18 protein-coding genes, 3 tRNA genes and 2 pseudogenes are annotated in these 19,615 nt (G+C 71.3%); 15 read left to right on the forward strand and 8 right to left on the reverse strand.

From position 1 onward, the window contains the following. Positions 1-12: 12 nt before the first annotated feature. From Q0Z83_RS50885 to Q0Z83_RS50895, 3 genes are read left to right on the forward strand one after another with little or no spacing between them, the layout of a single operon-like run. Complete coding sequence (locus tag Q0Z83_RS50885; protein WP_317790772.1) at positions 13-222, forward strand: hypothetical protein; 210 nt, start codon at positions 13-15, stop codon at positions 220-222. Further along, on the forward strand, positions 222-425 hold the full coding sequence (locus Q0Z83_RS50890; RefSeq protein ID WP_317790773.1) for a PIN domain-containing protein: 204 nt from the start codon (positions 222-224) through the stop codon (positions 423-425). Before Q0Z83_RS50885 ends, Q0Z83_RS50890 begins: the two co-directional genes overlap by 1 nt. A gap of 32 nt (positions 426-457) precedes the next feature. Continuing rightward, positions 458-907, forward strand: coding sequence for a YdeI/OmpD-associated family protein (locus Q0Z83_RS50895; RefSeq protein ID WP_317790774.1), 450 nt, complete (start codon positions 458-460; stop codon positions 905-907). A gap of 17 nt (positions 908-924) precedes the next feature. Here Q0Z83_RS50895 and Q0Z83_RS50900 read toward each other — a convergent pair whose 3' ends face one another. The 6 genes from Q0Z83_RS50900 to cbiE all read right to left on the reverse strand — a co-directional run bounded on the left by Q0Z83_RS50900 (position 925) and on the right by cbiE (position 6,218). Then, a complete protein-coding gene (locus Q0Z83_RS50900) occupies positions 925-2,082 on the reverse strand; it encodes a hypothetical protein (RefSeq protein WP_317790775.1) in 1,158 nt (385 codons plus the stop codon). A 210-nt stretch (positions 2,083-2,292) separates the two neighbouring features. Then, the gene (locus Q0Z83_RS50905) at positions 2,293-2,883 is read right to left on the reverse strand and encodes a hypothetical protein (protein WP_317790776.1); all 591 of its coding nucleotides are present in this window, start codon (positions 2,881-2,883) and stop codon (positions 2,293-2,295) included. Further along, on the reverse strand, positions 2,880-3,497 hold the full coding sequence (locus Q0Z83_RS50910; RefSeq protein WP_317790777.1) for a hypothetical protein: 618 nt from the start codon (positions 3,495-3,497) through the stop codon (positions 2,880-2,882). The genes Q0Z83_RS50905 and Q0Z83_RS50910 overlap by 4 nt, the downstream gene beginning before the upstream one ends. A 53-nt stretch (positions 3,498-3,550) precedes the next feature. Next, the gene (locus tag Q0Z83_RS50915; protein WP_317790778.1) at positions 3,551-4,276 is read right to left on the reverse strand and encodes a cobalt-precorrin-6A reductase; all 726 of its coding nucleotides are present in this window, start codon (positions 4,274-4,276) and stop codon (positions 3,551-3,553) included. After that, positions 4,273-5,058: a precorrin-4 C(11)-methyltransferase gene (cobM, locus tag Q0Z83_RS50920; RefSeq protein ID WP_449701852.1), complete on the reverse strand. Its 786-nt coding sequence runs from the start codon at positions 5,056-5,058 to the stop codon at positions 4,273-4,275. Before cobM ends, Q0Z83_RS50915 begins: the two co-directional genes overlap by 4 nt. Next, the gene (gene cbiE / locus Q0Z83_RS50925) at positions 5,013-6,218 is read right to left on the reverse strand and encodes a precorrin-6y C5,15-methyltransferase (decarboxylating) subunit CbiE (protein ID WP_317790779.1); all 1,206 of its coding nucleotides are present in this window, start codon (positions 6,216-6,218) and stop codon (positions 5,013-5,015) included. Before cbiE ends, cobM begins: the two co-directional genes overlap by 46 nt. A gap of 146 nt (positions 6,219-6,364) precedes the next feature. Between cbiE and Q0Z83_RS50930 the strand changes: the two genes are divergently transcribed. From Q0Z83_RS50930 to Q0Z83_RS50975, 10 genes and pseudogenes are all read left to right on the forward strand, one after another. Then, positions 6,365-7,963: a ferredoxin reductase family protein gene (locus tag Q0Z83_RS50930; protein WP_317790780.1), complete on the forward strand. Its 1,599-nt coding sequence runs from the start codon at positions 6,365-6,367 to the stop codon at positions 7,961-7,963. Between the two features lie 26 nt (positions 7,964-7,989). Next, positions 7,990-8,496: an FMN-binding protein gene (locus Q0Z83_RS50935; RefSeq protein WP_317790781.1), complete on the forward strand. Its 507-nt coding sequence runs from the start codon at positions 7,990-7,992 to the stop codon at positions 8,494-8,496. A 32-nt stretch (positions 8,497-8,528) separates the two neighbouring features. Further along, positions 8,529-9,257, forward strand: a complete 729-nt coding sequence (locus Q0Z83_RS50940) for an FAD:protein FMN transferase (protein ID WP_317797357.1) — start codon at positions 8,529-8,531, stop codon at positions 9,255-9,257. 245 nt (positions 9,258-9,502) lie between these two features. Next, a tRNA-Gly gene (locus tag Q0Z83_RS50945) sits at positions 9,503-9,574 on the forward strand. 26 nt (positions 9,575-9,600) lie between these two features. Beyond that, positions 9,601-9,671, forward strand: a tRNA-Cys gene (locus Q0Z83_RS50950). A 12-nt stretch (positions 9,672-9,683) separates the two neighbouring features. Then, positions 9,684-9,758 (forward strand) — tRNA-Val (locus Q0Z83_RS50955). A gap of 264 nt (positions 9,759-10,022) precedes the next feature. After that, positions 10,023-10,199 (forward strand): annotated as a pseudogene (locus tag Q0Z83_RS50960) (response regulator transcription factor); the annotation flags it as partial. 209 nt (positions 10,200-10,408) lie between these two features. Next, positions 10,409-10,945, forward strand: a complete 537-nt coding sequence (locus tag Q0Z83_RS50965; protein WP_317790782.1) for a DUF4956 domain-containing protein — start codon at positions 10,409-10,411, stop codon at positions 10,943-10,945. Beyond that, a complete protein-coding gene (locus Q0Z83_RS50970) occupies positions 10,942-11,676 on the forward strand; it encodes a polyphosphate polymerase domain-containing protein (protein WP_317790783.1) in 735 nt (244 codons plus the stop codon). The genes Q0Z83_RS50965 and Q0Z83_RS50970 overlap by 4 nt, the downstream gene beginning before the upstream one ends. A gap of 49 nt (positions 11,677-11,725) precedes the next feature. Continuing rightward, positions 11,726-13,363: a carbohydrate-binding domain-containing protein gene (locus Q0Z83_RS50975; protein ID WP_317790784.1), complete on the forward strand. Its 1,638-nt coding sequence runs from the start codon at positions 11,726-11,728 to the stop codon at positions 13,361-13,363. A gap of 67 nt (positions 13,364-13,430) precedes the next feature. On the opposite strand, the gene Q0Z83_RS50980 is transcribed toward Q0Z83_RS50975, so the two are convergent. Next, positions 13,431-14,018 (reverse strand): TetR/AcrR family transcriptional regulator, encoded by a 588-nt coding sequence (locus Q0Z83_RS50980; protein WP_317790785.1) that lies wholly within the window; start codon positions 14,016-14,018, stop codon positions 13,431-13,433. Between the two features lie 107 nt (positions 14,019-14,125). Here Q0Z83_RS50980 and Q0Z83_RS50985 point away from each other — a divergent pair, with 107 nt between their 5' ends. Continuing rightward, a complete protein-coding gene (locus Q0Z83_RS50985; protein ID WP_317790786.1) occupies positions 14,126-15,277 on the forward strand; it encodes an oxygenase MpaB family protein in 1,152 nt (383 codons plus the stop codon). Positions 15,278-15,476: 199 nt separating this feature from the next. Beyond that, entirely contained in the window at positions 15,477-16,625 is a 1,149-nt protein-coding gene (locus Q0Z83_RS50990) for a dipeptidase (RefSeq protein WP_317790787.1), read from the forward strand. Between the two features lie 38 nt (positions 16,626-16,663). On the opposite strand, the pseudogene Q0Z83_RS50995 reads toward Q0Z83_RS50990, so the two are convergent. Next, positions 16,664-19,552, reverse strand: a pseudogene (locus Q0Z83_RS50995) (BTAD domain-containing putative transcriptional regulator); the annotation flags it as partial. Positions 19,553-19,615 lie beyond the last annotated feature (63 nt).

The following is a 19,615-nucleotide window of genomic DNA, read 5'->3' on the forward strand; positions in this document are numbered from 1 at the left end:
TGGGAGATGTCCATGACTACAGATAGCGCAAATGGTGTTCGCCCGGTGTTGGATGAGCCGTCCACCTCGGTGGAGGAGCTGATCGAGGCGGCGGGAGCGCACAAGATCCGCTCGATCGGCGACATTCAGGCACTGGCCATTGACGTCTTCGAGTCCGACGAGGAACTCGACGAGTTCATCCGGTTCACTTACGCCAATCGCCATCAGGAAGTGTTCGATTGATGTCGACACGACCCGTTCTCCTTGATACCGATGTCGCTTCGCTGCTGATCAAAGGGCGCCTGCCGATCACTCTGGGGTCGAAGCTGATCGGGAGCGAGTTGATCCTCCCGTTCGTCACCTGGGCCGAGCTGGTCGCGACGATGAACGTGAAGGACTTCGACGACTTTCGGGTTCATCACGGGCTTTCGATCGTGACGGCCTGACTCGTTCCCCCTGGTTGGTTATCGTTCCGGGCATGGAGTACCGGGGTGAGTTGGAACGGACCGGGGGGAACACCACCGGGTTTCGGATTCCGGACGAGTTCGTGGCCGGGCTCGGCGGCGGCGGGCGGCCCAAGGTGGTCGTCCGGATCGGTGAGTTCGAGTTCCGGTCGTCCATCGCCCGGATGGGCGGGGAGTACTGGCTCGGCGTCAGCGCTGAGCGGCGGGCCGCCGGTGGGCTCGACGGGGGACAGGTCTACAACCTCGGCATCGAGTTGGATGACGTTCCCCGTACCGTCGAGGTGCCTGAGGATCTTGCGGCGGCCCTGGCCGCTGAACCTGATGCCAAGGCGTTCTGGGAGTCGATCTCGTTCAGCAACCAGCGGTGGCATGCCGAGCAGCTGACCTCGGCGAAGACGGCCGAGACCCGCGCCCGGCGGCTGGCCAAGTCGCTCGATCTGCTCCGGGCCGGAAAGGCCCGCTGACCGCGGCAGGCTGCCGGTCACAGCGGACGGTAGGCGACCTCCGGGTCGAGCAGGGTCACCCAGGACGGACGATAGCGGGGCAGGCGGGCGTCCATCTCCTCCTGGAGGTTGGTCCGCCACGGGCCGGAGACCCCGTCGTCGTGCCACCAGGGCGGCCACGAGTCGTACCGCCGCTCCACCTGGACACCGGCGGCGCTCGTCTCGATCCGCAGGAACAGCCATCGGCCGTACCGCGGATCGGACTCGGCCCGGCGCAGCGCCCGGACCAACTCGGTGAGCCGCCGGAAGGCGGCGTAACGCTCCTCGTCCGGCCGATCGGCAGGCGGCCGATCGCCGGGCTGTGCGCTGAAACTCGTGGCGTCCGAATACGCCAGCAGTGAGCACCGCCCGTCGGCGTGCGGCGCGCGGTCCTGCAGCCAGCCGACGAGCGTGTCCAACTCGGTGGTGGTCGGCGGCGTGGGCCGGGACAGCTCCGGCGAGTCCTGCATGGCGGCCCAGACCAGCCGGTCGTGCTCGCCCTGGCTGAGCCGCCGGACCCGACGCATCGGCGGGCGCCGGCCCGGCTCGATCCGGGGCGCGGCACTGCCCGGCACGAGACCGCCCCGGGTGGCGGTGGCCATCGCGGCGGCCAGCTGATCCGGTGCCGGATCGATCAGCAGGTCGGTGAAATGCATGGCGGACAACTCGGCGCGAACCGCCGCGGCCAGCAGGCGTTCGGCCACCGGGCGGGGACCGAACCGGGTCAGCGCGATCAGCGCGCCCTCCCCGGTCAGCACCGGCCCGACCAGGTCGGTCATCCCGTCCGACCAGCCATCCCGGTAGCGCACCCGTGACCAGCGGCCGCTCTCGTGCCAGATGACGAAACCGAGCCGGTCCCGCTCGGCGAGGGGGGCCAGTGTCGCCCACGGAAGCCAGTCGGGGGCGCCGGTGAGCGGGTCGGCCGGTGGATCGTCGCGCCCGGCGGCACTGTGCTCGTGATGATCGCCGTAGAGTACCGCGCGCCGCCCGTCGAGCAGCGCGAACCTGGCCCAGCTCCCGTCCGGGAGGTCCCGGCCGGCCCCGTGGTCGTCGATCGACCAGGAGCCGGTGCGGCCGAGCGCGACATGTGTGGCGCTCAGCGTCGCCCAGCGGGTCCAGAGCAGTCCGGGCGCGGGCAGGTCCACGTCGGTCAGCATCTGTCCACTGTGCCAAATGGATCCGGGGTCCAGGCACCCCCGGTCTTCTACGATGCGGTGGTCAGGTTCGCGGTGGACATCCGGAAGAACTCGGTCGCCTCCACGATCCGCATCGTCGCTCCCTCGCATCGGGCCCGGCGGGTCGGCCGGGGTTTCGTCTCGGTACAGGGATGAGGCAGCCGATCCGGATGTGACAGCGCGGAGGTGCGGTCAGTGGCGGGGGAGTTCGCTCTGGGCGGCGGCCAGCCAGTCGAGGGCGTACTCCAGATCGATCGCGGCGGCCCGGCGGCGGTGTGAGCGGTGATCGCGGGCCATGGCGGCACACGCCTCGATCCGGCGGCGGAAAGCGACGTATCGGTAGTGGTCGTCGATCGGTGCCGGACCGTCGACGGTAGTCCGGTCCCGGTGGCGGCGCAGGCGCTGCAATCCGGCGACGGCCAGTAACGCCACCCACAGGGCGACGACCGCGGTCGCCGGGACACCGGCCGCCTTCAGGGTCTTCTCCGGGAGGCCGGTGGACAGCAGCGCCGCCGCCGTCAGCAGGCCGGTCGTGGTGCCGAGCAGCGCGGCGGCCGGATCGGCGAGACGGCGGCCCGGATGCTCTCCGCGGCGGCCGGTGGCGGCCCGGACCCGGCGGCGGGCCTGGCCCAACCGAGCGAAGACCACCCGGTCCGGACGGTCGGCCGACCAGTCCCGGCTCTGGGCATCGGTGATCAGGGCCGCCAGGTCACGGTCGATCGCCGCGAGCCGGGGCCGGGCCTCCCCGGAGAACGGGTCCTCGCGGACCAGCGAACGCGTCACGGGGAGTCCTTCCGCAGGTCGCCGAGGTGCCGTTCGACACAGTCGACGGCCTGGCACAGCAACTGGTCGGCGTACGCGAGACGGCGGACCACCGGATCGGTGCGAATGGCCCGGCGTAGTTCCGGCGCACTCCAGTTACCGGCGCCGGCCTGCCGCAGAGCCGCCGAGACGAGCCGCACCCGGGCCCGGGACAGTCGCTCCGGCAGCCCGGCCGGTCCGGCTTCGGCAGCGGGTCCCGGCGTGGTGCGGGAGAGACGTCGACGTCCGATCAGGGAGTAGACGTGCCGGCTCGCCCAGGGGGCGGCCGCAGCCGCGATCAGCAACGTGCCCCCGGCGAGGGCGAGGACCCCGCCGGTGCCCAGACCCAGTGCCCCGGCCAGCGCCGTCGAGCCCGCCACCAGCAGGAACGTCGCAAGCGTCAGGACCAGCACCCGGGTCGGCCCGGCCAGCACCCCGGCGGCTTCGGTGAGCACCCCGTCGAAGGCGGTCAGGCGGGCCGTCGCCGAACGGAGCCAGACCTGGCCGGCGTCACCCGCGTCGCCGATCTCGGCCAGCCCGTCCGCGACCATCACGCGCACCGCGGCGAGTTCGGTGGAGAGGGCGCGTACCGACATGAGTCGAGCGTCGCACTGCGACGCGCGTCACGCAGCACCCGAACTGTCGTGTTTCAGCGGCCGAGCGTTCGTAACCACGACGCGGCGGCGTCCGCTGTGGACACCGTACGGGCGTCGGGGGTCGGCGGCCGGTTCACCATGAGGACGGGAACGCCCAGCTCACGGGCGGCGACGAGCTTGGCGTCGGCGCCACCGCTGTCCTTGGTGACGAGCACGTCGATCCGGTGCCCGATGATCAGCTCCCGTTCGGACTCGACGGTGAACGGCCCCCGATCGAGCAACACCTCCAGGTGCGGCGGCACGGCTCCGGTGGGTGGTTCCACCGAGCGGGCCAGGAACCAGCAGCCGTCGAGCCCGGCGAAATGCGCGAGCCCCTGCCGCCCGGTGGTCAGGAACACCCGCCGGCCGAGCCCGGGCAGCAGCCCGGCCGCCTCCGGCAGCGACGCGACACGATGCCACTCGTCACCCGGTCCGGCCGTCCAGCCGGGCCTTTTCACCATCAGCAGGGGTACGCCCGAAGCCCCGCACGCCACCGCCGCGTTCCCACTGATCGCCGCGGCGAACGGATGCGTCGCGTCGACGACCGCGTCGATCCGCTCGTCCCGCAGATACCGGGTCAGCCCGTCCACCCCGCCGAACCCGCCGATCCGCACGTCACCGGCCGGCCGGAGGGGATCGGTGGTCCGCCCGGCCAACGAGGTGACGACGTCGAACTCGTCGGCGACCATCCCGGCTAGCCGCCGAGCCTCGGTCGTCCCACCGAGCACCAGCACCCTCACGGGCGGCAGCGGTCGGCGGAGTACAGGTGACTGTCCGGGAACTGGCCGGCCGTCAGGGCCGCGCCGACCACGATCACCGCGGTACGGCGTACCCCCGCGGCTTTGACCTGGTCGGTGATGTCGGCGAGCGTGCCGCGAAGGATGATCTCGTCGGGCCGTGAGGCCCGCGCCACCACCGCGACCGGGCAGTCCGTGCCGTAGTTGTCGGTGAGTTCGGCGACGACCGCGTCGATCCGCTGGACCGCGAGGTGCAGCACCATGGTGGCCCGGCTGGCGCCGAGGGTGGCCAGGTCCTCGCCGGGCGGCATGGCGGTGGCCCGTTCCGCGGTGCGGGTGAGGATGATCGTCTGCGCCACTTCGGGAACGGTGAGCTCCCGGCCGAGGGCGGCCGCGGCGGCGGCGAAGGCGGGCACTCCGGGAGTCACGTCGTAGGGCACCCCGGCCGCGTCGAGTCGCCGCATCTGCTCGGCGACCGCGCTGAACACCGAGGGGTCACCGGAATGCAGCCGGGCCACGTCCACACCCGACTCGTGGGCGGCGACCATCTCGGCGATGATCTCGTCGAGCGTGAGATTCGCGGTGTCGATCTTGCGGGCGCCGGGTGGGCAGGCGTCCAGCAGCTCGGCCGGGACCAGGCTGCCGGCGTAGAGACAGACCGGCGCGGCCGCGATCAGCCGGTGCCCGCGCAGCGTGATCAGGTCGGCGGCGCCCGGACCGGCGCCGATGAAGTGGACCGTCATGGCCGTACCGCCCAGATCGTGACCGGCATGAAGGATCGCCACCCGGTGAATCCGCCGACCGGGGAGCCACGCTGCACGGTGATCCGTGAGAGTTCACCGCCGAGTTTCGCGTAGGCGGCCGCGACGACCGCCTCCGATTCGACGGTGACCGCGTTCGCCACCAGCCGCCCGCCGGGCCGTAGTGCGGTGAGACAACGGTCCAGGACGCCGTCGCGGGTCAATCCGCCTCCAATGAAGATGGTGTCCGGCCGGGGCAGGCCGTCGAGCGCGTCGGGCGCCCGACCGTGCACCACCCGCAGGCCGGGAACGCCGAGAGTGGCCGCGTTCGTGGTGATCGTGGCGATCCGGTCGGCCGACGACTCGACGGCGATCGCCCGGCACGACGGATGAGCGCGCATCCACTCGATGCCGATGCTGCCGGACCCGGCACCGACGTCCCACAGCAGCTCACCGGGAGCAGGCGCGAGCAGGGCCAGGGTGATCGCCCGCACCTCCCGTTTGGTCAGTTGCCCATCGCTCTGATAGCTGTCGTCCGGCAGACCCGGGACCATTCCCCGGGCCGGGCCGGCATCACACTCGATGGCGACGATGTTGAGCGGGTCGCCCTCCGGCGCCGCCCAATCGCCGGCGGTCCCGGTGATCAGTCGGGCGGCCGGGCCGCCGAGCTGCTCCAGGACGGTCAGGACCGCCGACCCGTGGCCACGGGCGGCCAGCAGCCCGGCCACCGCCGCCGGGGTGTGCGCTCCGGCCGACAGCACGAGGATGCGGCGACCGGGATTGATCGCCCGGTTCAGAGTCTCGACCGGCGCCGTGACCAGGCTCACCACATCGGTGGTGGAAAGATCCCAGCCCAGGCGGGCCGCGGCCAGCGACACCGACGACGGATGCGGGACGACGGTGATCGCCGCCGGGCCCAGCACGCGGGCCAGAGTGGTGCCGATCCCGTGGAGCATCGGATCACCGCTGGCCAACACGCACACCCGACGGCCGCGCTCCGCCTCGAACAGGCCGGGCAGGGCGGGGACCAGCGGAGACGGCCATCGGACGCGCCGTGCGGTGACGGTTTCGGGTAGCAGATCGAGCTGCCGGGAGCCGCCGAACACCACCTCGGCGGCGGCCAGCGCGGTCTGTGCCGTACCGGCGAGGTCCGGCCAGCCGCCGGCGCCGATGCCGACCACGGTGACCGGTTGTGCGGAACTCATGCGGAGAACCTAACCTCTGGGATTTTTCCGATTGCGTTGAGCCAACTCGGCGTGACGCGCGTACCCAACCATGACGGCCCTTCCGCGCACGGGTCGTCACGTCGGCCGCATGGGGTGGCAGGCGCCGTGAGACGACTGCTGAGCAGGTGAGGACGTTGACAATTCCGGCGTTCCGGGATCAACGCGAGCTTCCCGACGACGATGGGTACTTCTCCAGCCTCCGGACCGACAACCGACCGAGCTGGGACAACCCGTCCATGCCGCCCTGGCCGGAGCAGCAGGGGCAGCAGACACAGCCCCAGTACGGGCAGCCCTACGCCCAGCCGGACAACTTCCGTCGCGGAGACATCACCGAGCCGTCGCTCACCGACCCGACCGGCTGGAAGGCCGGCACCGGCGTCCCGGTCGTCGACGAGCGCCCGCCCGGCGAGTCGACGAGCGGCAACCGGCTCCTGACCGTCCTGCTGTTCTTCTCCGGCCTGGCCACCAGCGTCGCGCTGTGGCTCTTCAACACCCAGCCCGGCGCGATCAGCAACGACGCCACCCTGATGATCGCCGCCGGACGCGTGACCGGCCTGATCGGTGGCTACCTGCTCTTCATGCAGCTGCTGATGATGAGCCGGGTCTCCTGGCTGGAGGAGTGGGTCGGCTCCCGCGACCTGCTGCGCTGGCACCGCTGGCTGGGCACCTCGCTGCTGACCTTCGTGGTCGCGCACATCGTCTTCATCGTGTACGGCTACGCGCTCACCGCCGGCACCGGAGTGGTCGACCAGGGCTGGACCGTGATCACCACGTTCCCGGAGATGATCAGCGCGACCATCGCCACCGGCCTGCTGGCGTTCATCGCCCTGATCTCCATCCGGGCCGTCCGTAACGTGCTCAACTACGAGCTCTGGCACCTGATCCACCTGACCAGCTACGGCGTGCTGCTGCTCGGCTACGGCCACCAGATCGCCGCCGGTGCCGACATGAGCGGCAAGTTCGCCTCGGTGTTCTGGCCGGCGCTCGGCTGCATCACCATCGCCGCCCTGTTCTGGGGCCGCATCGTCGAACCGCTGTGGCTCAACGCCCGACACCGGTTCACCGTGGCCGAGGTGGTCGGCGAGGGCGCCAACACGTTCTCGATCTACATCGAGGGCAAGCGGCTCGACAAACTTCCGGTGCAGGCCGGGCAGTTCATGCGCTGGCGGTTCCTGACCGCGAACGGCTGGTGGCAGTCACACCCGTTCTCGCTGTCGGCGGCCCCGAACCCGAAGTGGCTGCGGCTCACCGTCACCATCGCCGGCGGCCACACCCGCAAGCTGGCCACCATGCGCCCCGGCACACCGATCTGGGCGGAGGGCCCGTTCGGCACGTTCACCGCGGAACGCCGTACCCGCCGCCGTGCCCTTCTGATCGCCGGCGGCAGCGGCATCGCGCCGATCCGGGCCCTGCTCGAGGACATGCCGCCGGACACCATCGTGATCTACCGGGCCAGCCGCCCCGACGAGCTGGTCTTCCGGGCCGAGCTGGAGGAGCTGGCCGAGGAGCGGGACGCCTGGGTGCGCTACATCGTCGGCGGCCGCAACGACCCCGGCCCGCGTCGGCTGTTCACCGCGGACGGGCTGCGCGGCCTCGTCCCCGACGTGAACCGCCGCGACGTCTACCTGTGCGGCCCGCCCGGACTGGTGAACGCCGCCGTCGAAACGCTCAAGGTGCTCGACGTACCCGACAGCCAGCTCCACCTCGACCCCTTCGAGTTCTGACCCCTACCTGACCAGGAGTTCCCGCGATGCGACGCAGTACCGCAGCAGCCGTCGGCACCCTCACCGGCGCGGCCCTGATCCTCGGGGTCCGCCTGAGCGTGCAGCCCCCGGCAGTACCGGTGTCGGCCTCCCAGGACGGGGCCGTCACCGAGGAGCCGGAGATCGACGCGGCCGGCGCGGAATCGACCGCCGCCCCGGAGACGTCCAAGAAGCCGTCCGGCAACAAGAAGACCGAGGGCGAGACCGAGGAGACCGGTCTGAAGGCCGGCACCTACAAGGGCAAGGCCACACAGCACACGTACGGCACGGTCCAGGTCACCATCAAGGTCGCCGGCGGCAAGATCACCAGCGCGAACGCGACCTACCCGACCGAGGGCTTCAGCGGCACGATCAACCCGAACGCCGTGAAGAGCCTCAACGCCTCGGCCCTCAAGGCGCAGAGCGCCGACGTCGACGCGGTCTCCGGTGCCACCCTGACCACCGGCGCCTACAAGACGTCCCTCCAGTCGGCGCTGGACAAGGCCGGCGCGTAGGGTCCTTCCTCGTGCGGCACGTCGAAGAGGTCATGGGTACGGTCGTCAGCATCGAGTTGGCGGACGACCTGCCCGAGTCCCGTCTGCGAGAGCTCGTCGGCGAGACCTGTGCCTGGTTGCACGAGGTCGACGCCCGGTTCAGCACCTACCGCGACGACAGCGAGGTGTGCCGGTTCCGCCGCGGTGAGCTGCCGCTGGCGGACTGCTCCGACGACCTGCGCCTGGTCCTGGACCGTTGTGCCGACCTGTGGCGCGACACCGGCGGCTACTTCGACGCCTACGCGGGCGGCAAGCTCGACCCCTCCGGATACGTCAAGGGCTGGTCCGTCGAGGTCGCCTCGGAGCGCCTGGCCGCGGCCGGTTCGGTGCGGCACTACATCGGCGCCGGCGGCGACATCCGGATGCGCGGCAGCGGTCCCGGCGGCCGGCCCTGGCGGGTCGGCGTGCGCCACCCCTGGGAGGCCGACAAACTGGCCTGGGTGCTCAACGTCACCGACGGCGCGGTGGCGACCTCCGGGACGTACGAGCGCGGCGCCCACGTCTGGAACCCGGTCTCCGGCGCCCCCGCGACGGGTCTGCGATCGGTCACCGTCGTCGGTCCCGACCTCGCGGTCGCCGACGCCTGGGCGACCGCGGCCCTCGCGATGGGCGAGCCGGGCCTGGCCTGGCTGGCGGGCCTCACCGACAAGGGCTACGAATCCGCTGCCGTCACCGAGGACGGGCGGGCTTTCACATCGTCCGGCCTCCCGGTCGCGGACTGACCCCTCAGCTGTACGGCCACACCTTCCACAACCGCAACAGCCGCGTTCCGCGCCTACGCCGCGAGGTGGCTGCCTGCTCCAGCCGCCAAGCGCGACCGCCGGGCTGTTGCGTGGTCGCCTGCTTCGGCCGCCGGGCTGTTGCGTGGTCGCCGGTGAGGTCCCCGACACGCGGGTACCCCGGTTTGGCGTCTGGTCGGCCGACCAGATAAAGTTCTGTCGTCGCCGGGGAAACCCGGAGGAGACAAGCGGAAGTGGCGCAGTGGTAGCGCATCACCTTGCCAAGGTGAGGGTCGCGGGTTCGAATCCCGTCTTCCGCTCGGAGAGGCCTCCACGAGGTCAGCTCGGTGGAGTGGCCGAGAGGCGAGGCAACGGCCTGCAAAGCCGTGTACACGGGTTCAAATCCCGTCTCCACCTCGCGTGTGATGCGGGCGATTGGCGCAGCGGGAGCGCGCTTCCTTGACACGGAAGAGGTCACTGGTTCGATCCCAGTATCGCCCACCAGACAGCAAAGGCCGGTGTCCGTGGACACCGGCCTTTGATCTTTTCCGCTCTTTGTATTGCTCTGATCAGTGACGAATTAATCCTTCTGCCAGTGCACTCCGGCAGTCTTTCGCGAAGGCTTCGATCAACTTCGCTTCGGCTGGTGCGGCGCTTTCCGCTTCCGTGCCGGCGCCGTCCCGGCCTGGGTGAGCGTCGACCAGGCGACCGCCGCCGCCGTCCCGGCGTGGGCGAGCGTCGACCAGGCGGCCCAGGAGCCGTGAAGTCGAGGTCCTCACCCTGATCGGGCAGGGTCTGTCCAACGACGAGATCGCCGACCGTCTACTGATCGCGGTGACGACCGTCAAATCCCACGTCTCCCACCTGCTCAGTAAACTTCCGGCCCGGTCGGCGATCGCCGCCTACGACGCCGGCCTGGTGAAACCCGCACAGCGGGCCCGCTGAGGCACAGGCGAGCCACAGGACCCTTTGAGGTTATTCCGAGGTTTTGTTCGATGGGGTTCGCCCGATCCGCAGGTTAGGGTCTATCGAAGTTCATCGATACGTAACCTGCCGGCCGGACGGCGTTCAGGGGGCTGACGCCCCGGCCGGGCGCACTGAGAGGTCGTGCAACTATGCCCCGGCTTGCGCTGTTCGCGCTAGATCTTGCCGCTGTGAGTGTTCTTGTCTTCGGACTGTATTTTCCACGGCATCGGCGCCGGGATCTGGTCGTGGCGTTCCTCGGGGTCAACGTCGGCGTGCTCGCGGTCGCCGGGTCACTCAGCTCCAGCTCGGTCGGTGCCGGCCTCGGGCTCGGCCTGTTCGGCGTGCTGTCGATCATCCGGCTCCGGTCCACCGAGTTGGACCAGCATGAGGTCGCCTACTACTTCTCGGCGCTCGCTCTCGGCATCCTCGGTCCGCTCAGTGGTGGCCCGATCTGGCTCAGCCCGGCACTGATGGCGCTGATCCTCCTGGTCATGTATCTCGGCGACCACCCACGCCTGTTCCGGTCCTACCGGCGCCAGGTGATGGTGCTGGACAACGCGGTCATCGACCACGTCGCCCTGGTCGCCCAACTGGAACGGATCCTCGGCGCCCGGGTGCACGCGGCCACCGTCGAACGGGTGGATCTCGTCAATGAAACCACCGTGGTGGAGGTGCGGTACTCGTACGCCGCCAATAAGAACACGCTGGTCGGAGCGGCCCGATGACGGTGACCGCCGCCCACCTCGATCCGGTCTCGCTCGCCGAGCTGACCGAGCGGGCGGAGTTGCAGACCCGGACCGACCGCAAGTACGTCCTGCCGCTGGACGCCGCCGGTGACCTGATGTCCCGTCTCGACCCGGCCACCCGGGTTCTGGAGATCGAGGGCGAGCGGACCTTCCGCTACCGATCGGTCTATTTCGACACCCCCGATCTGGTCAGCTTCCGGCTCACCGCCTATCGCCGGCGGCGACGGTTCAAGGTGCGCACCCGCACCTACCTGGACTCGGCGCAGTGCTGGCTGGAGGTGAAGACCGAGGGCTACCGGGGTGGGACCGTCAAGGACCGCCTGCCTTACGACTCCAGTCACCACGACGACGTCGAGCCGGGGCGCTGGTTCGTCGACGACATCCTCGGCGATGACCGGTTCGTGCTGCGGCCGACGCTCGTCACGAACTACCGGCGAACCACCTTCTACCAGCCGGCCGACGACTCGCGGATGACCGTCGACATCGGTTTGACCTGGACCGATGTGGACGGCCGGGAGCTCGCCCTGCCGGATGTCGCGATCGTGGAGACCAAGACCGCGTCGTCCGCCTCGCCCAACGACCGGCTGCTCTGGGCCTGTGGGCACCGGCCGGTCAGCATCTCGAAATACGCCACCGGGCTCGCCGCGCTGCGCCCGGGCCTGCCGGACGTGCCCTGGCGCCGTCTGCTGCGCCGGCACCTCCCCTGCTGACAAAGCGCCCCGCTGAAGGCAGTCATCAACCCCAACATAAGGACCTTCCATGCCCAGAATCCCCCGTCTCGCCGTCCCCGCGGCGCTGACCGCCACCGCTCTCGCCGTCTGGGTGGCGCCGGCATCCCCCGCTCTGGCCGCCGGTCCGGCCGGTGCCGCCGCACTCGCCGCCAACCAGGCCAGCCACCTCAGCGCGGCCGACCTGACCTGGAACGAGTCGGACGTCGCCGCGGTCACCCTGACCGGCACGAGCGCCACCACGACCAGTTCGAACGTGACGGTTTCGGGCAGCACGGTGACGGTCAACGCGGCCGGCACCTACCGGTTCAGTGGCACGCTCACCTCCGGGCAGATCGTGGTCAACAGCACCGGGACCGGCATCGTCCGGCTGATCCTGAACGGCGTGACGATCACCGGCGGCACCGGCGCGATCAACGTGGTCGCCGCCGACGAGGCGCTGATCCACCTGCAGGCCGGCACCACCAACCGGCTCACCGACGGCACCGCCTCGGCAGACGGCCCGATCGCCTCGGCCGCCGACCTGAGCATCGCCGGCACCGGCTCGCTGATCGTCACGGGCAACGCCAACGACGGCATCAACGTCAAGGACGGCCTGGTCATCGCCGGTGGCACGATCACGATCACGGCGCCCGACGACGCGGTCCGCGGTCAGGACTACGTGATCGTCAGCGGTGGCTCGATCACCGCGACCGCCGGTGGTGACGGCCTCAAGTCCGACAACGAGGAGGACACCACCCGCGGGTACGTGGCGGTCACCGGCGGCACGGTGAATGTCAAGGCGACCGACGACGGCATCACCGGGCAGACCGACGCGATCGTCACCGGCGGTTCGATCACCGCGACCACCACCGGCAAGGGCATCAAGGCGGGCGTGCTCACCGTGATCAGCGACGGCACGGTGAACGTCACCGCCACCGACGACGGCCTGCACTCGGACGCCAACCTGACCGTCGACGGCGGCACCACGACCATCTCCAGCGGCGACGACGGTGTGCACGCCGAGACCGATGTGCGGGTGGCCGGTGGCACCGTCAACGTCACCAAGTCGTACGAGGGTGTCGAGGGCCTCAAGGTCTACGTGACCGGCGGCAGTGTCTCGGCGACCGCCACCGACGACGCGTTCAACGCCTCCGACCCGGCCTACGGCGAGATGCAGAACTCGCCGAACGCCCTGATCAGCATCACCGGCGGGTCCGTCGTCGTGAGTGGTGGCACGGACGGTCTGGACTCCAACGGCGCGCTCACCATCGGCGGCGGCACGGTCGTGGTCACCGGCTCGGCGACCCGCGGCGGCGGTGAGGGCGGCCTCGACTCCAACGGCGCACTCACCATCACCGGCGGCACCCTGATCTCGTCCGGCATCAGCGCCACCACCAGCACCCTCCCGACCTCCGGCCAGGGCTGGGTGTCGATCACCTTCAGCGCCAACCAGGCGGCCGGCACCGTGGTCCACCTGGCCACCACCTCGGGCACGCAGATCGCGTCCTACCAGCCCACCAAGGCCTTCAAGGGCGTGGTCTTCAGTTCAAGTTCGATCACCAGGGGTACGACGTACGCGGTCCGCACCGGCGGGACCGTGTCGGGAACCGCGGTCGGTGGCGGCCTCTACATCGGCGGCACCCTCTCCGGCACCCAGGTGAGCACGGTGGTCGCGGGCAACCGCTGACCGGGTGTGGGACCGGTCGTCGCCTGACGACCGGTCCCGTCCTCGAACCGCGCCGGACCGGGCGCGCTCACCTCCCCGAGCGCGCCCGGTCCGTCCCGTCCGGCACCAGCCCCAGGACCAGCAGGTCCGCGGTCAGTCCGATCAGCCGGTCCTCGGGGACACCGGGTGGCGGCTCCAGGGCGATCCGCAGGCAGGCGTTGAGCGTCACGCCCATGGCCAGGTGGATCCGGGCGTCCGCCTCGGCCTGGTCGAGCCCGGGGGCGTGCACCGCCACGAAGATCCGGGTCACCTGGGTGAGCTGGCGCTCCACTTCGGGCAGGATGTTGCCGTGCGCCCCGAGCGGCGCCTCGGCGATCATCGCGGCGGTCACCGCCCGATGCCGTTTCACCGCCCCGACCAGCACCGACAGGATGTGATGGACCCCGTCGCGGGCGGACATCGTCACCGCCGCGGTCAGCGCCCCGGTCAGGTCGGCCAGCACGTCGGCCGAGCTGCGGGCCCGCAGCTCCTCGATCAACTCGTTCTTCCCGGCGAAGTAGCGATAGAGCGAACCGATGCTGACCCCGGCGGCCGCGGCCACCCGATTGGTGCTCAACCCGGCATAGCCGTTCTCCGCCAGAACCTGAGCAGTGGCGCTCAGAATCCGGTCGATCATCTCCTTCGACCGTTGCTGCTGTGGCGCTGAACGGCGGACACTCGACGACATCGGCGTCCCCGAAAGACGAGTAGTAAACGAGCTTTCGCTCACTTTATCGTCGAGGTATGACTACGCACGCCGATCTGCGGGTGCCGCGCCGGTTCGGGATGGACCGGCCGTGGGCCGAGCGGGCCGCCCGGCCACTGCGGCTGGTCGCCGGCCCCGGTGCCGACCCGACCGAGGAGGAGCTCGCCGCCCTGGCCACCGGCCTGCTCCGCCGGGACGAGCTCGCGGCCGACCTGATCCGGGCGGTCCGCCCCGACGAGCTGCACAAAGCCCTCACCGCCGGGCCGTCCGAGGACACCCCGGAGCCGGTGCGGGCCTTCCTCGACACGCTGTCGCACCGGCCCGACTGGGTGGACGACGAGCTGCTGGCCCGCGGCGCCGAGGCGTGCCGGGCGTTCGGAATGGACGCGGGGCTGGTTCTCGCGTACGGCTCCCTGCTCGGTGGTTATCGCACCGCCGCGGCCCTGGAACCGTTGGTCCGGACCGGCCGGCTGGCCGGCGGCGAGACGCTCCGGCGCATTCAGGAGACGTCGCTGTGGTGGCGCGCGGTGACCGCACCCGGCGGCATGGCGCCCGATGGCGAGGGTTTCCGGATCACGGTGCACGTCCGGGTCATGCACGCCCTGGTCAACGCCCGGTTGGAGGCCGACCCGGCGTGGGACCGGGAACTGCGCGGCGTGCCGATCAACCAGTACGACCAGGCCAGCACCCTCGGCGTGTTCAGCACCAGCTTCCTGCTGCACCTGCGCCTCCTGGGAGTGCGGGTGTCCGGTGCCGACGCCCGCGCCGTGATGCACCTGTGGAGCTACGTCGGCTGGTTGATGGGTGTCGACGAGGCGTGGCTGCCGCACACCGAGCGTCGCGGCCGCCGCCTGCTCTACCACTTCCTGGCCAACGATCCGCCCCCGGACGCCAACAGCACCGCCCTGGCCAAGGCCCTGATCACCATGACCGACGACGTGACGAGCGGCTGGCGCCGGTTCTACGAGCGGGAGCGGGCCCTGTCGGTGAGCTGCTGGCTGCTCGGCCCGGCCGCCATGCGCGACCTCGGTCTGCCCTACCGCCTACCGTGGTACGGCCTGGCCCGGGTCGGCGCGAACCTGCTGGTCAGCCACATCCTCGGCCGGCTACCGGGCGGTCGGAGCCGGCTCCTGGCCCGGTCCGAGCGCCAGGCTCGGGCCCAATTCGCGAGGTGGGGCGCCGAACTGTGAACAGGGCTGACAGAAATGTGCCAGAAGTTCGGCAGGTGCGGCTGGGAGGCTGATCCCGGCGCCGGACGGGACGACGAGACGCGCTGGCGGGCGCCCAGTTCGACGTTCCTCGCCGGAGAGCGCGGACGGTGCGGGATCAGCATTCAAGGGGGGATCTCGCACCTTCCGCGTTCTGCGTCTTCACGGATCAGGGTGACCGATGTGGCCGATCGACGATTCCGCGCGTGACGAGACCGCCGGAGACCGGATCGCCCGGCTGCTGGCCCAGCACCCGCTGATCGACGGGCACAACGATCTCGCCGACGCCCTACGCACCCTGCACGGCGGGGCGGTGTCGCCGGACGACCTGGAGAAGTTCGCGCTCGACCAGCGGCAGCCGCTGACTCGTACCGACCTGCCACGGCTGCGGGCCGGGCGGGTGGGCGCGCAGTTCTGGTCGGTCTACGTACCGGGTGATCTGCCCCCGGCGGCTGCCGTGGTCCGGACGCTTCAGCAGATCGACCTGGTCCGGGCGCTGCACCATCGTTTCCCGGGCCGGCTGGAGCTGGTGACCACCGCGGACGGGGTGGAGGCGGCGTTCCGGGCGGGGCGGGTCGCCGGGCTGCTCGGCGCCGAGGGCGGACACAGCATCTGCGACTCGCTCGCGGTCCTGCGGATGCTCGGTGAGCTGGGCGTACGCTATCTGACCCTGACTCACAACCAGAACGTCTCGTGGGCCGACAGCGCCACCGACACGCCCCGGCTCGGCGGGCTCAACGACTTCGGCCGGACGGTGATCACCGAGATGAACCGGATCGGCATGCTGGTCGATCTGTCGCACGTCGCCGACACCACCATGCACGACGCCCTGGCCGTCACCACCCGGCCGGTGATCTTCAGCCACTCGTCGGCGCGGGCGCTCTGCGGGCACCCGCGCAACGTGCCCGACGAGGTGCTGACCCGGCTGCGCGGCAACGGCGGGGTGTGCATGGTGACGTTCGTGCCGTCGTTCCTGTCGGCGGAGCGTTGGGCCTGGACCCGCGACCCGCACGGACCGCCGCCGCCGGTGACCGTGGAGCACGTCGCCGACCACATCGAGCACATCCGTGCGGTGGCCGGGATCGAGCACGTGGGGATCGGCGGCGACTTCGACGGCTCCGAGGACACCCCGGCCGGGCTCGACGACGTGTCGGGCTATCCGAGGCTGTTCGGTGAGCTGGCCGCCCGGCGCTGGTCGGACGCCGAGCTGGCCGCGCTGGCCGGGGGCAACGTACTGCGGGTGCTGCGCAGCGCCGAGGACGGGCAGGTGCAGCCGAACCGTGCCCGCCAGGTGGTCAGCTCGTCCTTCTCCCGTACCCCCAAGGCCTGAAAGACGTCGCCCGCCGCGGACCAGAGCGAGTGCGCGGTCTCGTGATCGCCGGCCGCGCAGCGGGCGGCGCCCAGATCACGCAGCGTGCGGGCCCGGCTGAGGTCCATCCCGATGTCCCGCCACTGGTCGGACGCCGACTCCAGCAGCTCGGCCGCCTCGGACAGCCGGCCGGCGGCCAGGTGCAGCTCGCCGAGGGTCCGGGTGACCAGGGCCGTCCCGTGCCCGTCGTGCCGCACCGTGGTGGCGGCCAGCGCGACCCGTAGCGGCTCCAGGCCCCGGTCCGGGTCGCCCTGCCGGATCCACACCTTGGCCAGCGCCTGCGCGGTGTACGCGGCGAGATGCGTGTCGCCGATGCCGGTGGCGATGGTGTGCGCGGCCGAACACAGCTCACCGGCCTTGTCGAGCTCACCGCGCGCCCGGTGCACCAGGCCCATGCCGCGGATCGCGATCAGTTCGCCGCGCCGGTGGCCGATCTTGCGGTAGCGGGTGAGCGCGGACGCCAGATGCTCCAGCGCGACGTCGTCCGCGCCGAGCTCCCGGTGCGCGAAGCCGAGGCTGTAGTAGGCGTGCGCCACCCCGGCGTCGTCACCGAGCCGGTCCAGCACCGCCAGCGCCCGATTGATCTGCGGCAGTGCGGTCGCGTGTTCGCCCAGCTCCCGGCTCACCGTGCCGAGCCCGTTGAGGGCCACCGCCTGCCCGCGGTCGTGGCCGGCCGCCCCGAACAGGTCGGCGGCCCGGGAGAAGTGCGCCCGGGACTCGGGGAACCGGTCCTGGGCGTACCGCAGCTGGCCGATGCCGCACTCCATCGCCGCCTCGGCCAGCCGGTCCCCGGCCCGGTGGGCGGCCGCACCGGCCGCGGTGTGCGTGCGTTCCCAGCCGTCGAAGTTGTTGCGCGCCGCGAACGACGCGAAGACCAGCGCGTCGGCCAGCCCGCAGGCCGCCGCCACCAGGTCCAGGGAGGCGGCCCGCTCGACCGCGGCGATCAGCGTCGGCTCCTCATCGTCGAACCAGCGCCGCAGGTCGACCCGTTCGATGGTCGACGCCCAGTGCGCGGGCGGCTCGGGCAGCACCGGGTGGTAGAGCCGTGGGGTGGCCACCGGCAGCTGCTGCGCCAGATGCTCGACCAGCTGGAGCAGCGCGGCCACCGCCCCGGTGACGGTCTCCCGGACGGCCTCGGCCCGGGCCAGCTCCCCGGCGTAGAGCCGGACCAGGTCGTGCATCCGGTACCTGGTGAACGGCCCGTCCGGCCCGACGACGTCCAGCAGCCGGGCGTCGGTGATCTCCTCGACCAGGTCGTCCGCCTCGTCCAGGCCGCAGTCCAGCAGCGCGGCCACCGTGATCGCGGTCAGCGCGGGCGGATCCAGGCAGCCCAACGCGCGGAACGCCAGCTGTGCCCGGGGGCTCAGACCGCGATAGCCGACGGCCAGACCGGCCCGGACCTCCAGATCGTCGACAGCGAGCTCGTCGAGCCGGCGCCGCTCGTCGTCGAGCCGGTCGGCGAGCTGGCCCACCGACCAGTGTGGACGCGCCGCAAGCCGGGCCGCGGCCACCCGCACGGCCAGCGGCAGCCGCGCGCACAGGCCGATCAACCGGTCCGTCTGTCGGGGATCGGCTTCCGCACGGTCCGCGCCGATCACCCGGGTGAGTAGCGCCCGGGCCTCGTCGACGGTCATCGTGTTCAGCTCCACCCGGCGCGTCGCGGCCACCGTGACCAGCCGGTTCCGGCTGGTCACGAGCAGCGCCGAACCGGTGTCACCGGGGATGAACGGGTGGATCTGCCGGGCCGAGACGGCGTCGTCGATCACCACCAGCACCCGGCGCCCGGCGAGCTCGGCACGGTAACGGGCCTCACGTTCGCGCAGATCGGAGTTGCCCTGCGCGTCCGCGTCGGTGACACCGAGCATGCGCAGCAGCCGGCTCAGCGCCTCGGCCGGTTCGAGGGGGTCGGCGCCGCCCACGTTGAGGAAGAGCAACCCGTCCGGGTAGTACTCACGGACGGCGTGCGCCACGTGCACCGCGAACGCCGTCTTACCGGCGCCGCCCTGCCCGGAGACGACCACCACGGGGCTGGCCGCGGCGGTCTCCAGGGCGGCCACGGTGTCGGCCCTCGGCCGGTCGAAGCCCGTGTAGTCCGGCAGATCCGGCGGCAGCAGGAACGGCCGCGTCGCGCGGGTCACCTCGGCCGGCGAGCGCAGCACGCTCGTGTGCGCTTCGCGCAACAACGGGCCCGGCTCGGTGCCGAGATCATCGACGATCCGGTTGCGGGACCGGGCGAAGAGATCAAGAGCTTCGACGGTACGGCCGGAGGCGTGCAGCGCGCGCATCATCGCGGCGATCAACGGCTCACACAGCGGGTCCCGGGCCAGCGCCACGGCCAGCCGATCGGCCGCCTCGGTGTGCCGCCCCCGGGCCACCGCGGTCAGCGCCCAGTCGGCCAGCGCGCCCAGCCGATGCTGGTCCAGGCTCTCCCGGGTGCGCTGTGCCCACTCGCCGGGCAGACCGGCCAGCGCGTCACCCCGCCACAGCGCGAGCGCCTCCTCGAGCACCGCGAGCCGCTCCTCCGGGCCCGCGGTCCGGGCCGCCTCCAGCAGGTGCCGGAACCGGAACAGGTCGACCGAACCGTCCGGGACCTGCAGCGTGTAGCCACCCGACCAGCGGACCAGGGTGACCCCGGTGCTGTCCTTGACCACCCGACGCAGGCGGGCCACGTAGCCGTAGAGAGCGCCGCGTGCGTCGTGCGGCGGCTCGTCGCCCCAGAGCCGGTCGATCAGGGTCTCGAAGGTGACCGGATGCCCGCCGTCGAACAGCAGGGCGGCCAGCAGATGCCGCTGCTTGAGAGCGCCCAGCGCGACGACCCGCTCCTCCTCGGCCGCCTCGACCGGACCCAGAAGCCGGAACCGCACCACTCTCCCCTTCGGACACGACATCGCGCCGGCCCAGCCTAGGGGTGAGAGTCGTCACCGTCTATGTCGATCCCATCAGCGGGGGAG

The sequence above is a fragment of the Actinoplanes sichuanensis genome, from assembly GCF_033097365.1.
In the GTDB taxonomy this organism is placed as follows: domain Bacteria; phylum Actinomycetota; class Actinomycetes; order Mycobacteriales; family Micromonosporaceae; genus Actinoplanes; species Actinoplanes sichuanensis.

Bases quoted from the DNA above. Each gene is read 5' to 3' on its own strand.
- Q0Z83_RS50885 (WP_317790772.1), top strand. From the start codon at position 13: ATGACTACAGATAGCGCAAATGGTGTTCGCCCGGTGTTGGATGAGCCG.
- Q0Z83_RS50890 (WP_317790773.1), top strand. From the start codon at position 222: ATGTCGACACGACCCGTTCTCCTTGATACCGATGTCGCTTCGCTGCTG.
- Q0Z83_RS50895 (WP_317790774.1), top strand. From the start codon at position 458: ATGGAGTACCGGGGTGAGTTGGAACGGACCGGGGGGAACACCACCGGG.
- Q0Z83_RS50900 (WP_317790775.1), bottom strand. From the start codon at position 2,082: ATGCTGACCGACGTGGACCTGCCCGCGCCCGGACTGCTCTGGACCCGC.
- Q0Z83_RS50910 (WP_317790777.1), bottom strand. From the start codon at position 3,497: ATGTCGGTACGCGCCCTCTCCACCGAACTCGCCGCGGTGCGCGTGATG.
- cbiE (WP_317790779.1), bottom strand. From the start codon at position 6,218: ATGAGTTCCGCACAACCGGTCACCGTGGTCGGCATCGGCGCCGGCGGC.
- Q0Z83_RS50935 (WP_317790781.1), top strand. From the start codon at position 7,990: ATGCGACGCAGTACCGCAGCAGCCGTCGGCACCCTCACCGGCGCGGCC.
- Q0Z83_RS50940 (WP_317797357.1), top strand. From the start codon at position 8,529: ATGGGTACGGTCGTCAGCATCGAGTTGGCGGACGACCTGCCCGAGTCC.
- Q0Z83_RS50970 (WP_317790783.1), top strand. From the start codon at position 10,942: ATGACGGTGACCGCCGCCCACCTCGATCCGGTCTCGCTCGCCGAGCTG.
- Q0Z83_RS50975 (WP_317790784.1), top strand. From the start codon at position 11,726: ATGCCCAGAATCCCCCGTCTCGCCGTCCCCGCGGCGCTGACCGCCACC.
- Q0Z83_RS50980 (WP_317790785.1), bottom strand. From the start codon at position 14,018: ATGATCGACCGGATTCTGAGCGCCACTGCTCAGGTTCTGGCGGAGAAC.
- Q0Z83_RS50985 (WP_317790786.1), top strand. From the start codon at position 14,126: ATGACTACGCACGCCGATCTGCGGGTGCCGCGCCGGTTCGGGATGGAC.
- Q0Z83_RS50990 (WP_317790787.1), top strand. From the start codon at position 15,477: ATGTGGCCGATCGACGATTCCGCGCGTGACGAGACCGCCGGAGACCGG.